Origin of the sequence: Pseudonocardia sp. CA-142604 (assembly GCF_050948475.1) — a bacterium.
In the GTDB taxonomy this organism is placed as follows: Bacteria; Actinomycetota; Actinomycetes; order Mycobacteriales; family Pseudonocardiaceae; genus Pseudonocardia; species Pseudonocardia alaniniphila.
Genome location: NZ_CP192045.1, coordinates 1,058,844 through 1,073,008 on the forward strand (window position 1 = coordinate 1,058,844; position 14,165 = coordinate 1,073,008).

The following is a 14,165-nucleotide window of genomic DNA, read 5'->3' on the forward strand; positions in this document are numbered from 1 at the left end:
AGCTCAGGTGCCGGCCGCGTCGATCTGCTCCGAGATCGACGCGGCCAGCGCCGTGTCCTTCTCGGTGATCCCGCCCTCCGAATGTGTCGAGCAGCGGAACGTGAGCGTCCGCCAGCGGATGTCGATGTCCGGGTGGTGGTCACGGGTCTCCGCGATCTCCGCCACGCGGTCCACGACCGTGATCGCGGCGGCGAACGACGGGAGCTTCGCGGTGCGCACGATCGCGTTCCCCTCCCGTTCCCATCCGGGCAGGTCGGCCAGTGCGGCGGTGATCGCGGAGTCGTCCAGGAGTTCGGCCATGACGAGCATCCTGCCCGCCACCGCGCGACTCGCGCGCGGGAAACGGGCGACTCACACGGGTGGGGCTGTCAGGCGTCGCGGCGCAGCATCCGGTGGACGGTCAGCCCGGCGCCGATCGCGATATAGCAGAGGGCACGTAGCGAGCTCCGCACCAGGTCGCCGAACGGGAGGGGGTCGCGCAGGGCGTCGGCGCCGGCCCTCCAGCCGCTGGTGAGCAGGTAGGGCTGCAGCCAGTCCAGGGCGGGGATCGCCGAGAGGACCCCGAAGACGATCAGCCCGCCGAGCACCGACGCCATCACGACGAGCGGGTGCTCGGTGTACGACGAGATCGCCAGTGCGATCGCGCCCACCGCCGCGAGCTGCACGACCGTCCAGACGACCACGAGGGCCACCCGGGCCAGTGCCTCCCCGATGCCGACTGTGGTGCCGGAGAGCGTGACGAGCTGACCGTCCGCCCCTCCGACAACGACCAGCCCGGCCACCACTCCGACGACCGCGAGGGCCAGCGTCGCGAGTGTGGCGACGACGAGTACGCCGAACGCCTTCATCGTGACCAGCCGCAGCCGTCCGACCGGGGCGATCAACAGCCCGCGCAGCGTGCCCTGTGCCGCCTCGCCCGCGATCGCGTCGGCCGCCGCCATCGCCACGGCAAGTGGCAGCAGAAGCGCCAAGGTCAGTGTCATCGCCACGACCGGGAGCACCAGCCCGTTGCCGGCCACCGCGCTGATGAGGCCGTCGTCCCCGCCGGTGTTGCGGTCGGCGACGGTGACACCGATCGCGATCAGCACGGGCACCAGCGCGAAGATCGCGAGCATCACGAGGGTGCGCGGGCGCCGCAGCACCCAGCGCAGCTCCGCCCCGAGCAGTCGGCCCAAGGGGGCGCTCCGCGGAGCGTCCACGGGGAGGGTGGTGAGAACGGCTCCGGTCATGCCGGCTCCTCGGTCAGCCGGGCGAACAGTTCCTCGAGCTTGGCGCGGTCGCGGCGCGCCTCGTGCACGGCGACGCCGGCGCGCACCAGCAGTGCGATCACTTCCGGTGCAGGCGGCCCGCCGTCGTCCACCATCACCGCCTGCTCGTCGCCCTGCGCCCGGTAGGCCGTGGCACCGGCGCCGCGCAGTGTGCGCAGTGCGAGGTCGACGTCCGGCGTGGCGATCAGCAGCCCGCCCGTGCCTGCCTGCAGCAGGCTGCCGAGCTCTCCCGCGGCGACCAGCGAGCCCGCCTGCAGAACGGCCACGTGTGTGCACGTGGCCTCCACTTCGGCCAGCAGGTGCGAGGAAACGATCACCGTGGCCCCACCGGAGTGCAGCTCAGCGATGATGCGCCGGACGTCGCGTGTGCCGGCGGGGTCGAGGCCGTTGGTCGGCTCGTCGAGCACGACGAGCGCGCGGGGGAGCAGCAGCGCGGAGGCCAGGCCGAGGCGCTGCTTCATGCCGAGCGAGTAGGCACGAAACCGTCGGTCCGCCGCGTCTGCCAGCCCGACGCGCTCCAGTGCCTCGTCGACTGCTCCACGGATCTGTCCGCTGCCGAGAAGGGGCTCAGCCGCTGCAACCCGGCGTAGGTTCTCGCGGCCGGAGAGGAACGGATGGAAGCCCGGGCCCTCGACGAGCGCGCCCACCTGCGGCAATGCCTGATCCGACGCCTCCGGGATCGGGTGGCCCAGCAGCTCGGCGGCGCCCGCGGTGGGTCGGGTGAGCCCGAGGAGCATGCGGATCAGCGTGGTCTTGCCCGAACCGTTCGGTCCGAGCATTCCGAGCACCGAACCGGCTGGGACCTCCAGGTCGATCCCGTCGACGGCGACCGTGCGGCCGAAGACCTTGCGCAGCCCGACGGCGCGCGCGGCCACGGGAAGCTCGGCAGTGGGACGGACCGGCGCAGCGTCGAGTCGGGGGGCGCTCGTCACGCGGAGAGAGCCGAGGAGAGGACCTGCTCCGGCACGGCACCGGCGGCGACCCGGCCGTCATCCGTGATGATCGCCCCGCCCACCGTCGTGGTGATCAACCGTCCGTTGCCCCACGGTCCGCTGACCGGGGTGCCGAGCGTGGACAGGTCGGGAGCGCCGGGGCGGCGGTCCTCCGCTCGGGCGGAGTCGCGTGCCGGCGCCTTCGTGACGACGACGGAGTCCCAGCCGTCGCCGACGACCGTGGGCCGCTCGCCGTTCGTCTTCTCGTGCTCGGCTCGGGGCTCCCGATCCTTGACCGTGGCGCCGGGCGGCGGGGTGAACGTGAAGAGTGAGCCGTCCTGCGCGCCGAACGAGACGTCGGTGAAGCCGAGCTGCAGCGCCGGGTCGGACGAGCCGTTGGCCAGCACGGTGAGCCGCAACGGCACGCGCGTGGCGGAGTCGACGGCGATTCGCACCTCGCGCAGCAACGTCCGTTCCGACGGCAGCGGGGCGAGTACGAGCTCGTAGGCGGGACGGCCCGCGACCTCCGCGGTGCCGTCGACGTCGATCGTGCTGCTGGGCCGGAGCGCGGCGAGCGCCATGGTGGCGGCCGCGGTGGGGTCGGTGGTGGTGTCGGGCCCGCTGGTGTGCCGCTCCGCATGCTCGGCGGACCGGACGACGGTGCGGTCCGCGGAATTCCAGGCCCAGAGCGTCGAGCCGTCGGAGACGAGCGTGCGCTCGCCCGAGTCGGAAGGCACCTGCACCCGGCCGCGGCCCTCGCCGTCGGACCACACCCGCACGGTGCTCGTGCCGCTACCGGCGGCGGGCATGTTCGGCAGGGCCGGAAGGCCCAGCTGGTTGTCCAGCGTGACGGTGCCGTCGAACGGGCCCGGGCGGGCCTTCAGCACCGAGCTGACCAGCTCCTCCGGCGTGACCGGCGGCAACTCGGGCGCCGCCCCCGCACCGGCGGGCAGGGCCAGCAATGCGAGCCCCACCGCCCCGGCCACCGCGACGACCGCCCCGGCCACGCGGCCGGTCGTCCTGGCGTGACCTCCGCCCCGGCGACCCGTCCTGCTCCGATCTGACATGCGTACAGCGTGACTCATTTGTGCTGAGAGTGTTCTGAGGTGATGGTCTTGCCCGCCCGGTAGCGTCGGACAGTGATGGCACGCGTGCTGGTGGTCGATGATGAACCGGGTATCCGGACGGCCCTCGCACGCGGACTGACGGCCGAAGGCATGGAGGTCGTGGCGCTCGCGGACGGTCCGTCCGCCCTCAGCGCTGCGCTCACCGGAGGTTTCGACGCGGTCGTGCTCGACATCATCCTTCCGGGGCTGTCGGGGTATCGGGTGCTCGAGCAGCTGCGTGCGGCCGGTGTCGACACGCCGGTGCTGCTGCTCTCGGCGAAGGACGGTGAGTTCGACCAGGCCGACGGCCTCGACCTCGGCGCCGACGGATACCTCGTCAAGCCGTTCGCCTTCGTGGTGCTGGTCGCTCAGCTGCGCGCGATGCTGCGCAGGCGCAACGCCACCCTCGGGCGCACCGGGCAGCGCGTCCGGCTGGGGCCGCTGATCGTCGACCCCATCACGAGGGCGGTGAGCTGGGAGGGAGCTGTCGTCGAGCTCTCACCGCGGGAGTTCGCGCTGCTGCACGCACTCGCCTGCCGGCCCGACACGGCCGTGGCGAAGGACGAGCTGCTGCGCCTGGTCTGGGGTGACGAGCAGGCGGCCAGCCGCAACGTCGTCGAGGTGTACGTCGGGTACGTGCGCCGCAAACTCGACGCGGTCGGGGCCGGGCACGTCCTCAAGACGGTGCGCGGATTCGGCTACATCGTCGAATCGCCATGAACGCCGGCGGGCCACCGTGAGCCGGCAACTGCGGCAGTGGTGGGGCTCGCGGACTCTGCCGTTCCGGATCACCACCGTCGTGGGTGTCGTCGCACTGATCGCGTTGCTGGGCCTGAGCCGGCTGGGCGTCGGCCTGCTCTACGGCACGATGATCGGCGCGGCCGACGCGGAGCTGCGGGGCGTGGCCCACGGGACGGCGGTGCAGCTGGCGACCGGAACCCCCGCCACCGCGGTGCGAAGCCCGGAGGTGCGGGTCGTCGACAGCGCAGGTGAGCCGGTCGACGGCGGCTCACCCCTGCCTCTCAGCCCTGCGCAGGTCCGGGATCTCGCGGCGGGTAAGGCGATCACCGCAGGACACCTCAAGGAGCTGCGCCGCTGGCTCGCGATCAGCGCCGTGACGCCCGACGGTTCCACCCGCCTCGTCGTGGTGACGGCCGACATCGTGGGCGGGGTGACCTTGCTGGCGCATGCCGCTGTGGGGTTCGTGGTAGGCGCCCTGCTGGTGGCGGCCGTCGTCGTGCTCGCCGCGTGGGTGGCCACAAGGGCGGCGTTGCGGCCGGTCGACCGGATGCGCACCGCCGCTGCCGTGCTGCCGCCGGGTGAGCGGCTGCCCGTTCCCCTGCCGCGCGACGAGCTGCGTTCCCTGGCCGAGGAGATCAACCTCCTCCTGGCCCGGCGTGACGAGGCCGTCGCCCGGATGGAGCGGTTCACCGGCGACGCCGCCCACGAGCTCCGGTCCCCGGTCGCGGCCATCCGCGCACAGGCGGAGGTGGCGGTCGCACACCCCGACCCCGAGTTCTCCCAGGAGTCGTTACAGTCGGTGGCGGAGGAGGCGGCGCGCCTCTCGACGCTGCTCTCGGACCTGCTCGCGCTGGCCCGCGCCGACGCCGGGCAGCGGCCTGCGGCGGAGCCGGTTGATCTGGTGGCCGCCGCGCGCGCGGCGATCGAACGGACGAAGGGCAGCGGCGCCGACGAACCCGTCCTCCAACTCGTCGCCCCGACCCCGGCCCACGCCCTCGCCAGCCCGTCGGAGGTGGCGCTGGTGCTGGACAACCTCATCGCCAACGCCCGTCGTTATGCCCGCTCGCTGGTGCGGATCGGCGTGCTGCCGGCGCGCAGGTCGGTGCGGCTGCTCGTGGAGGACGACGGCCCGGGCATCCCGGAGGCCGATCGGCAGCGGGTCTTCGACCGGTTCCTGCGCCTGTCCCCGGAGGCGGGCGGTGGCGCCGGGCTCGGGCTCGCACTGGTGGCGGCGCTCGTGCGAGGCCGCGGCGGCTCCGTCACGGCCGGTGCGTCGTCGTCCGGCGGGGCCCGCATCGAGGTGCGCTGGCCTGCCCCGGACCCCGCGAGCTCCCGGCGCCCGGAGGACGAGCCGCCCCGGGCGCCGGGAGCTCGCACTGACCCGGAGCAGGGGCAGGAGACCGGCCGTGAGTCTCGTGAGTCGCCCGGTTCCGGAGGGTGAGCTGGTCCGGTCGCCGGGAGCCCGGACTGACCCGGAGGAGGGGCGGGAGGCCGGTCGTGAGTCTCGTGGGTCGCTCGGTTCTGGGGGTGAGCTGCTGCGGTCGCTGGGAGCCGGGATTGATCCGGGGCAGGGGTGGGAGGCCGGTCGTGAGTCTCGTGGGTCGCTCGGTTCTGGGGGTGAGCTGCTGCGGTCGCTGGGAGCCGGGATTGATCCGGGGCAGGGGTGGGAGGCCGGTCGTGAGTCTCGTGGGTCGCTCGGTTCTGGGGGTGAGCTGCCGCGGTCGCTGGGAGCCCGGATTGATCCGGGGCAGGGGCGGGAGGCCGGCCGCGAATCTCACGAGTCGCGCGGTTGTGGAGCGTGGATCGCTCTGGCGCCGGGAGCCCGGAGTAGAGGCGGGCGCCCCGGACGCGCCCACCCGGTCGCTGGGAACATCGCGGGGTGCCCGTACTCCGGTCGACCGTTCTCATCGACGCCCCACCCCGCACGGTGGCTGGGCTGCTCCGGGACTCCGACGTGGCCGCAGCCGCCCTGCAACGCTGCGGCCATCGCCTCAGCGCGCCCGTACGGCTACTGGCCCCGGGCGACGAGATCCGGGTCGGCACGCGCATCGGGCCGGGTGTCCGGGTCCCGGTGCGAACCAGGATCGAGGCGGTATCGCCCGCCGGGATGACGTCGACGCTGGTCGCCGGCCCCCTGCGGGAGCTGACCCACACCGTCACCCTCACCCCGACCGGGGCCGGCACCCTCGTCCTCGACGAGCTGCGGTGGACGTCACCGCTCGGGTTGCTGGGCCGCGCCGCCGACGTGGTGCTGCTGCGCCGGCTGATGCTGCGGATCCTCGCCGCGCGCTCGGACGTGCTCGTCGAGCGGGCCGCTGAACTCGTCGCCGCACCGGTGGTCGTCGCCACAGCCCTGCTTCGAGACGGTCTGCTTCTCATCGCCCAGCGGACCCGTCCACCGGCCCTCGCCGGTCGGTGGGAGCTACCCGGTGGGCGAGTGGAGCCGGGGGAGAAGGAGCCGGACGCCGTGGTGCGGGAGTGCCGCGAGGAGTTGGCCACCGCGGTCCGCGTGACAGGGCGGCTCGGTACCGACCTGCCGATCGACGCCGGGGTGCTCCGGGTGCACACGGCCGAGCTCGACGCCGCGGCGCCCGACCCGCAGGCGCTGGAGCACGCGGCCGTGCGTTGGGTGGGAGAGGACGAGCTGGTGGAGGTGGACTGGGTGGACGCCGACCGCGCCGTCCTCGCCGTCCTCGCCGCCCTCCTGCGCTCGGGCGTCGCCGCGGTGGAGGGCGCCTGACCGCCGGGACAGCGCCGCGTGGGGGCGTCTGGCTGGCGAGGGCTGTGCCGCGGTGGTGGCGCCTGATGGGTGCAGGCGAGTACCGGGTGGGCGTTTGACCTGGGCAGCGGTGGAGGGCGCTTCGACTTGTGGAGCAGCGCCGCGGTGGGGAGCGGCTGACCCGTGGGGCAAGCACTGCGGTCGGGGCTTGACCTGCGAGGACAGGGCCGCGCAGAGGGCGTCTGACTTGCGGGGGGCGCCGAGCGGAGGGCCTGCAACTGGCAGGGACAACGCCGCGTGGGTGATGTCCAATCGGCGGATCTGGCGCCGCGGTGGGGCGTCTGGCTGGCGGGGACGGCCCGGTGGCGGAGGGCGTCTGACTTGCGGGGGAGCGCCGAGTGGAGGGCCTGCAACTGGCAGAGACAACGCCGCGTGGGCGGTGTTCAACCGGCGGATCCGGTGCCGCGGTGGGGCGTCTGGCTGGCGGGGACGGCCCCGTGGCGGAGGGCGTCTGGCAGGGAAGGGTCAGCGCCGCGTGGGGCGGCGCTGACCGGAGAGGACAGCGCTGAGCCTTGGGCGCCTGACCGGCGGGGACGCTGCCGCAGTTGGCGGGCTTCTGGCAGGCGGGACGCCCCGGCTCGGAGGGCGTCCGACCGGCTGCGGGCGGCACCGCCCGATTCGGGCGCGTGCTCGGGTGGATGCAGCCGCGGCGCGACAGATCGTGCGAGATCGAGGCCGTGGTCGTGTCCCGAAGCTGAGGTGTTTCCGATGGCAACGGGCGTGGCCGCATGGGGAACCGGCGCGGGGTGGCCGGCGTCGGTGGCGGCATGTCCATCGACAGCATCCTCGCCCGGCAGGCCGGCGTGATCGCCCGTGACCAGGCACTGCGCGCCGGACTCTCCCGCGAAGCGGTCGACCACCGGCTGCGGCTGCGGCGCTGGCGGCCGTTGTATCCCCGGGTCTATCTCGTGAGCGGCCACCGTTACGACGACGAGGTGAGGGTCCGTGCGGCTGCGCTCTGGGCGGGTGACGGCTCCGTCCTCTGCGGCCTCGCCGCCGCCTGGTGGCACGGGATGGTCGAGCAGCCACCGATGACGGTGGCGGTCACGGTGCCACGGCTGCGGCACCCGCGCCGGCGCCCAGGCGTGAGCGTGCGGCGCCGCGAGCTCGCGGCGGAGGACGTCGTCGAGCAGCGCGGTCTTGCCGTCACCGCCTGCGCGCTGACCGCACTCGAAGCGGCCGTCGAGCTCGGCGACCGGGGGAGCCTGCTGCTCGACCGGGCGCTGCAGCGCCGGGTCGGGTTCCCGGCGGTGTACCAGGCCTACTGCCGCAACCTCGGCTCCCACGGCTCGGCCGGCGCCGGGCGGATGCTGGCGGCCGCCGCCGACCGGTCGGCCTCCGCCGCGGAGCGTCTCCTGGTGGCGATGCTGCGCGAGTCGGGCGCCACGGGATGGCAGTGCGGCTTCCCGGCCGCCGGATACCTGATCGACGTGGCCTTCCCCGCTTCCCGGGTGGCGATCGAGGTGGACGGGTGGGCGTGGCACATGGACGCCGAACGGAGCCAGGGCGACAAGCGCCGCCAGAACACGCTGGTCCGCAACGGCTGGACGATCCTGCGCTACACCTGGCACGACCTCGCCGGCAGGCCGCGGGCCGTGCTCGCCGAGATCGCTCATGAGGTCGAGCGAGGCCTGGCCGTCGCCGGATGATCACCGGTTCGGTACCAGGAACCGGGTCGTGCACTGCTGAGCGTTCCGAGGCGTTGATCACGGGCTGTGCCGGGCGGGCGGGGCCCGAGTTGGTTGCTGAGCTCCTGGCCCTGGCCGGCGGACCACCGGGCAGGGTCCCGCGCGGCTCGCCGGCCCGGCTGATGTCAGCGGCGTGACGCGCTGGTGCGCCGATGCGGCGGCAACCCGTTCCACCCGTTCCACATGGCCCGCCACGGTCGCGGTGTCTGCGGGGGTGGTGGACTTGATGGTCGAGGGATGCCCGTTCTTCTCATGATCATCGGTTCGGGGTCGAGAACCGGGTCATATGCCGCTGCGGGGCCCGAAACGTTGATCATGGGCCTGCCAACATGCCAGAGCTGGTGGGGTGTGTTGGTTTGGAGGGCGATTCCGGCTCGATATCGTCCGCGGGGCGACCGGGCGCGGCTGATTTCGAAGGCTGAACCGCCCGACCCGGGTCGGGGAATTCCATATGATCATCGGTTTGGGCGCGACAGCCGGGTCATGTGCTGCTGCGGGCCCCAGGCGTTGATCAATGCGCCGTGGATCTCGCCCGCACGCCCCGTGGCTGGCCGTCGAGTAGCGGAGCTCGGATGGGCAGGTCCGCGAGGTGTCATGCCTCCGGGAAGCAGGGAGGTCGTCGACTCGGTATCGCCCCGGCAGCAGGTCGCCGCCGATCTCGGACCAGTGGTCCGCTGGGGCGGGGTCAGGGGTGGGGTGTTGGTTTGGACATGATCACTGGTTCGGGCCTGGAAACCGCGTCACGTGCTGCCGTCAGGCCCCATCGGTTGATCAAGGAGCTCGGCGGTGCGTCGGAGCAGCGGGGTGCCTCGGCTCGTCCGATCGGCCGGGCGGCATCGGCCGCCGGACGAGGGGCCGTTGCCGATTTTGAACGGTGGACCGCCGGCTCGGGATCGGGGTGGCCGGGAGGTGCCCATTCTCCCCATGATCATCGGTTCGGGACAGGCCGCTGGGTCATGCACTGCTGCGGGCTCCGAGGCGTTGATCACGGGCTGTGCTGGGCAGGCGGGGCCCGAGTTGGTTGCTGAGCTCCTGGCCCTGGCCGGCGGACCACCGGCAGAGGCCTCGGATGCCCGTTCTTCTCATGATCATCGGTTCGGGGTCGAGAACCGGGTCATGTGCTGCCGTGGGGCCCGAAACGTTGATCATGGGCCTTATCGACGTGCCAATAGCGATCATCAACGCGCCGCATGCTTGATCGCCCCAAGACAGGGCAAGTGGATCAAGCCCGATGCGGCCCTGCAGGCTCGCCAAGGGGTGATATCCGACACGTCTTGCACCCGAGGAGCGGCGCATCGAGCCCGTGGGTGCCGGTCTTCCGCGGCGATCCAGACCGGTCGGCCGGTCGCCGTGTCCCGGCGCCCCGACGCCGCAACGCCCCGCGGAGACCGTCCGGCTTCCGGTCGTGGCCATTCGGCGCGTTTGCGGCCGAATCGGTTCAGCTCACGCGCGCCGCTGTGGCCGCTCGGCGCGGCGCTGGGCCGGTCGCGCGGTGTGGCGAGGGCGGTGGGGATCGCGGATCGGGGCCGCCCAGGGCAGCTGAGGCTGCGCTCACTCCCGCGGCGGACCAGGGTGTCGGCCGGGCTATCCTGAATCGTGAGCACAGCAGCATCTACTCTCGCGGCCCCCGCGGACAGTTCTCGCGAGACCCGCGGGACGGGCTCCTCGCTCCGCAACGTCGCCATCGTCGCGCACGTCGACCACGGCAAGACCACTCTCGTCGACGCCATGCTTCGCGCCTCGGGCGCGTTCGGTGAGCGTGCCGCCCTCGTCGACCGGGTCATGGACTCCGGCGACCTGGAGCGGGAGAAGGGCATCACCATCCTCGCCAAGCACACGGCGATCAATTGGCACGGCATGACCGTGAACGTCGTGGACACCCCCGGCCACGCCGACTTCGGCGGTGAGGTCGAGCGTGGACTGTCCATGGTCGACGGCGTCGTGCTCCTCGTCGACGCGAGTGAGGGCCCGCTACCGCAGACCCGTTTCGTGCTTCGCAAGACGCTCGCCGCAGGCCTGCCCGTCGTGCTGGTCGTCAACAAGACCGACCGGCCGGACGCCCGGTGCGCCGAGGTCGTCGACGAGAGCCTCGAGCTCCTCCTGGAGCTGGCCGACGAGCTCGACCTCGACGAGGCCACCACCGCCCTCCTGCTCGACCTGCCGGTCGTCTACGCCAGCGGGCGTGCGGGTCGTGCCTCGCGCACGCGGCCGGCTGACGGCGACCTGCCCGACGAGCCCGGCCTCGAGTCGCTCTTCGACGTGATCGCGGCGACGGTCCCGCCGCCCGCTGACGACCCGAACGCTCCGTTGCAGGCCCACGTCACCAACCTCGACGCCACCCCGTTCCTCGGCCGCATCGCGCTGTGCCGGGTCCGGGCGGGCGTGATCCGCAGGGGTCAGCAGGTCGGGTGGTGCACCGCCGACGGCAAGGTCACGCGCGTCAAGATCACCGAACTGCTTCGCACCGAGGCGCTCACGCGCGTCCCGGCCGAGTCGGCGAGCGCAGGCGATCTGGTGGCCGTTGCCGGCATCCCGGACGTCACGATCGGCGACACCCTCGCCGACCCCGAGAACCCGGTGGCCCTGCCACGCATCCACGTGGACGAGCCGGCGATCTCGGTGACGATCGGCATCAACACGTCGCCGCTCGTGGGCCGTGACGAGCACCCGGGCACCAAGCTCACCGCGCGCCAGGTGAAGGGCAGGCTCGACTCCGAGCTGGTCGGCAACGTCTCCCTGCGCATCCTGCCCACCGAGCGTCCCGACTCCTGGGAGGTGCAGGGCCGCGGCGAGCTGGCGCTGGCCGTGCTCGTGGAGACGATGCGCCGTGAGGGCTTCGAGATGACCGTGGGCAAGCCCGAGGTCGTCACGCGGATGGTCGACGGCAAGCTGCACGAGCCGTTCGAGCAGCTGTCCTGCGACGTGCCCACCGAGCACCTCGGCGCCGTCACCCAGCTTCTGGCCAGCCGCAAGGGCGAGCTGAACCAGATGGTCCACGGCGAGACGCGGGTCCGCATGGACTACCGGGTGTCGTCGCGGGGCCTGATCGGCTTCCGTACCGAGTTCCTGACGATCACCCGCGGCGCCGGCATCGCCAGCCACGTCTTCGACGGCTACGGCCCGTGGGTCGGCGAGCTGCGCACCCGGCTGCGCGGATCGTTGATCTCCGACCGCTCCGGGCCCGTCACGGCCTACGCGGTGGACCAGCTGGCCGACCGCGGCGTGCTGTTCGTCGGGCCGGGCACGCTCGTCTACGGCGGCATGGTCATCGGTGAGTACACGCGTGCGGAGGACCTCGAGGTCAACATCTGCCGCGAGAAGAAGCTGACGAACATGCGCTCCTCCACCGGCGACGAGCTCGTGAAGCTCACCCCGCCGACGGTGCTCAACCTCGAGCAGGCGCTGGAGTTCTGTGCCAACGACGAGTGCGTGGAGGTCACGCCGGAGTCGGTGCGTATCCGCAAGGTCGAACTCGATTCGCACGCACGGGCCCGGCAGCGTTCGCGGGCACGGTCGGTCTCCTGACCGCCCGGTCGGCGCCACCCGGCGGCGGTGCGAGGATGGCCGCCCGCGGGCGGAGTGCTCGCCGGACCAGGTGGAGGTCGAGGGTGTCGGTGCACGTTCCGCTCGCACGGCGTACGGGGGTGGGGCTGTTCCTGCTGCTCGCCGTGTTGTTGGCGGCGTGCACGAACAGCCCTGTCGAGCAGCCCCCACCTCCGCCTGCGCCGGTCCCGTCGCCGCAGCCCGAGCCCACCAAGCTCGTCGTCGGGGTGAGCGAGCTGGGTGCGGGGTTCAACCCGCATCTGCTCGCGGACCAGTCGCCGGTCACCACGGCGCTGTCCGCACTCGTGCTGCCGTCGGTGTTCCGCCCGGATGCGAACGGCGTCCTCCAGCTCGACACCACGGTGGCGACGAGCGCGAAGGTGATCTCCACCGCGCCGTTCACGGTGAACTACGAGCTCAACCTCGAGGCGGCCTGGTCGTCGAACGCCCCCATCGCGGCGGAGGACTTCGTCTATCTCTGGGAGCGGATGCGCAGTGAGCCGGGCGTCGCCGACGCCGCCGGCTACCGGTTGATCACCGACGTGCGCTCGCGCGCCGGTGGCAAGGCCGTCGACGTCGTGTTCTCCCAGCCCTACCCGGCGTGGAAGACCCTCTTCTCGGGCCTGCTGCCCGCGGCGATCCTCAAGGACGCGCCGGGCTCGTGGACGGGAGCCACCAGCGACGGGCTACCCGCCTCGGGCGGGCCGTTCCGCATCTCGTCGGTGGACCGGGCGCGCGGTGAGATCGTCCTGGATCGCAACGACCTCTACTGGGACACGCCCACGGTGCTCGACCGGCTCGTGCTGCGCAGGATGGACGGGCCGGTGCTGGCCGCCGGCCTGGCGAGCGGCGAGGTGGACGTGGCCCTGCCCGAGTCGACCCCGGCGATCCGGACGGTCCTCCAGGGGCTGCAGCCCGCGCCTCACCTGCAGCCCGCGCCGGAGCCCGTCGTCACGCAGCTCGGCATGCGCGGCGACTCCGGTCCGCTGTCCGACCCGCGAGCACGACGCGGCATCGCGTTCCTCGTCGACCGCGATGCGCTACGCAACACCGTGGCCCCCGAAGCGCTCCCGGTCGACTCCTTCGGGCTCGCGCCTTCCGAGCCGGGTTACGCGTCCACCGCACCTCCCGACGCCCCGCTCCGCCCGGATCCGGTGGCGGCGGCCCAGCTGCTCGCTGCGGCGGGCTGGAAGCGCGACGCGTCCACGGGGCGCTGGGACCTCGCCGGTGAGCCGGTCCAGCTCGTGCTGGCGGCCGCCGCCGAACGGCCCGAGGACGTGCGTGTGGCGCAGGTGATCGCGGCGCAGCTGAACGCAGCAGGGATCGACGTCACGGTGATCGCCCCGCCCGGTGTGCAGCTGTTCGGGCAGTCGGAGGTGCCGGCCGTGACGCCCACCCCGACGCCGACGCCGACCTCGACGCCGGAATCCGCAACCTCCACCCCGACCCAGTTGCAGCCGGTGCCGCGGGCCGCGCGGCTGACTCCTTCGACGACTCCGGCCGCGCCGACGACTTCGGCGTCCGACCCGACCTCGTCGCCTACATCGACGCCGTCGCCGTCGTCGTCGGGCGGGAGCGTCGAGGCGGACATGATCATCCTTCCGCGCACGGTCGGAGGCGATCTGGGCACCGAACTGGCGTCGGACTTCGGTTGCCCGAACCCCACGGCGCTCGTGCCCGATCCACCCCGTTCACCGACGGGTTTCTGCTTCCCGGCGCTCCAGCCGCTGTTCGACGAGCTGGTGTCGGCCGACCCGCGGCCCACCACGGCCGGGGTTGTGGAACGAGTTCTGTGGGCACAGTTGCCTGCTCTTCCGCTCTTCCAGCCCGAGAATCTGGTCGTCAGCACACCTGCGGCCGATGCGGCTACGGGCGTCACTCCGGGGCCGCTGTCCACTGGTCCGTTGACGGGGGCCCAGCGCTGGCGTGCCACGAACGGGTGACATGATGCGCGCCGAACGGGTTACCGCTAAGTAATCTGATTGTGTCGGTGTGTTCAGCCCTGATCACCCTTTCATCACGATCAGTGAACCTCGGGTGTACGGGTGAGACCTCGGTTCCTACCGTGCCCTGGGTCGGTACGCCCGGTTCGACGACATGACCCGGGT

Annotated in this window: 10 protein-coding genes; 6 read left to right on the top strand and 4 right to left on the bottom strand. The window is 72.6% G+C overall.

Annotated features, from left to right (window positions below):
- Positions 1 to 3: 3 nt before the first annotated feature.
- The 4 genes from ACQPZQ_RS05100 to ACQPZQ_RS05115 form a co-directional block, all read right to left on the bottom strand.
- Positions 4 to 300 (bottom strand): 4a-hydroxytetrahydrobiopterin dehydratase, encoded by a 297-nt coding sequence (locus ACQPZQ_RS05100; RefSeq protein ID WP_433292530.1) that lies wholly within the window; start codon positions 298 to 300, stop codon positions 4 to 6.
- A gap of 68 nt (positions 301 to 368) precedes the next feature.
- A complete protein-coding gene (locus tag ACQPZQ_RS05105; protein WP_433292532.1) occupies positions 369 to 1,229 on the bottom strand; it encodes an ABC transporter permease subunit in 861 nt (286 codons plus the stop codon).
- Positions 1,226 to 2,200, bottom strand: coding sequence for an ABC transporter ATP-binding protein (locus ACQPZQ_RS05110; RefSeq protein ID WP_433292534.1), 975 nt, complete (start codon positions 2,198 to 2,200; stop codon positions 1,226 to 1,228). The genes ACQPZQ_RS05105 and ACQPZQ_RS05110 overlap by 4 nt, the downstream gene beginning before the upstream one ends.
- On the bottom strand, positions 2,197 to 3,267 hold the full coding sequence (locus tag ACQPZQ_RS05115; RefSeq protein WP_433292536.1) for a LolA family protein: 1,071 nt from the start codon (positions 3,265 to 3,267) through the stop codon (positions 2,197 to 2,199). Before ACQPZQ_RS05115 ends, ACQPZQ_RS05110 begins: the two co-directional genes overlap by 4 nt.
- Positions 3,268 to 3,342: 75 nt before the next feature.
- Between ACQPZQ_RS05115 and ACQPZQ_RS05120 the strand changes: the two genes are divergently transcribed.
- The 6 genes from ACQPZQ_RS05120 (at position 3,343) to ACQPZQ_RS05145 (ending at position 14,000) form a co-directional block, all read left to right on the top strand.
- Entirely contained in the window at positions 3,343 to 4,026 is a 684-nt protein-coding gene (locus ACQPZQ_RS05120) for a response regulator transcription factor (protein WP_241038895.1), read from the top strand.
- A gap of 16 nt (positions 4,027 to 4,042) precedes the next feature.
- A complete protein-coding gene (locus tag ACQPZQ_RS05125; RefSeq protein WP_433292538.1) occupies positions 4,043 to 5,488 on the top strand; it encodes a sensor histidine kinase in 1,446 nt (481 codons plus the stop codon).
- A gap of 438 nt (positions 5,489 to 5,926) precedes the next feature.
- Positions 5,927 to 6,787, top strand: coding sequence for an NUDIX domain-containing protein (locus tag ACQPZQ_RS05130; RefSeq protein WP_433292540.1), 861 nt, complete (start codon positions 5,927 to 5,929; stop codon positions 6,785 to 6,787).
- 806 nt (positions 6,788 to 7,593) lie between these two features.
- A complete protein-coding gene (locus tag ACQPZQ_RS05135; RefSeq protein ID WP_433292542.1) occupies positions 7,594 to 8,475 on the top strand; it encodes a DUF559 domain-containing protein in 882 nt (293 codons plus the stop codon).
- 1,635 nt (positions 8,476 to 10,110) lie between these two features.
- Positions 10,111 to 12,039: a translational GTPase TypA gene (gene typA, locus ACQPZQ_RS05140; RefSeq protein ID WP_433292544.1), complete on the top strand. Its 1,929-nt coding sequence runs from the start codon at positions 10,111 to 10,113 to the stop codon at positions 12,037 to 12,039.
- 83 nt (positions 12,040 to 12,122) lie between these two features.
- Positions 12,123 to 14,000: an ABC transporter family substrate-binding protein gene (locus tag ACQPZQ_RS05145; protein ID WP_433292546.1), complete on the top strand. Its 1,878-nt coding sequence runs from the start codon at positions 12,123 to 12,125 to the stop codon at positions 13,998 to 14,000.
- Positions 14,001 to 14,165 lie beyond the last annotated feature (165 nt).

Bases quoted from the DNA above. Each gene is read 5' to 3' on its own strand.
- ACQPZQ_RS05105 (WP_433292532.1), bottom strand. From the start codon at position 1,229: ATGACCGGAGCCGTTCTCACCACCCTCCCCGTGGACGCTCCGCGGAGC.
- ACQPZQ_RS05115 (WP_433292536.1), bottom strand. From the start codon at position 3,267: ATGTCAGATCGGAGCAGGACGGGTCGCCGGGGCGGAGGTCACGCCAGG.
- ACQPZQ_RS05135 (WP_433292542.1), top strand. From the start codon at position 7,594: ATGTCCATCGACAGCATCCTCGCCCGGCAGGCCGGCGTGATCGCCCGT.
- ACQPZQ_RS05120 (WP_241038895.1), top strand. From the start codon at position 3,343: ATGGCACGCGTGCTGGTGGTCGATGATGAACCGGGTATCCGGACGGCC.
- ACQPZQ_RS05100 (WP_433292530.1), bottom strand. From the start codon at position 300: ATGGCCGAACTCCTGGACGACTCCGCGATCACCGCCGCACTGGCCGAC.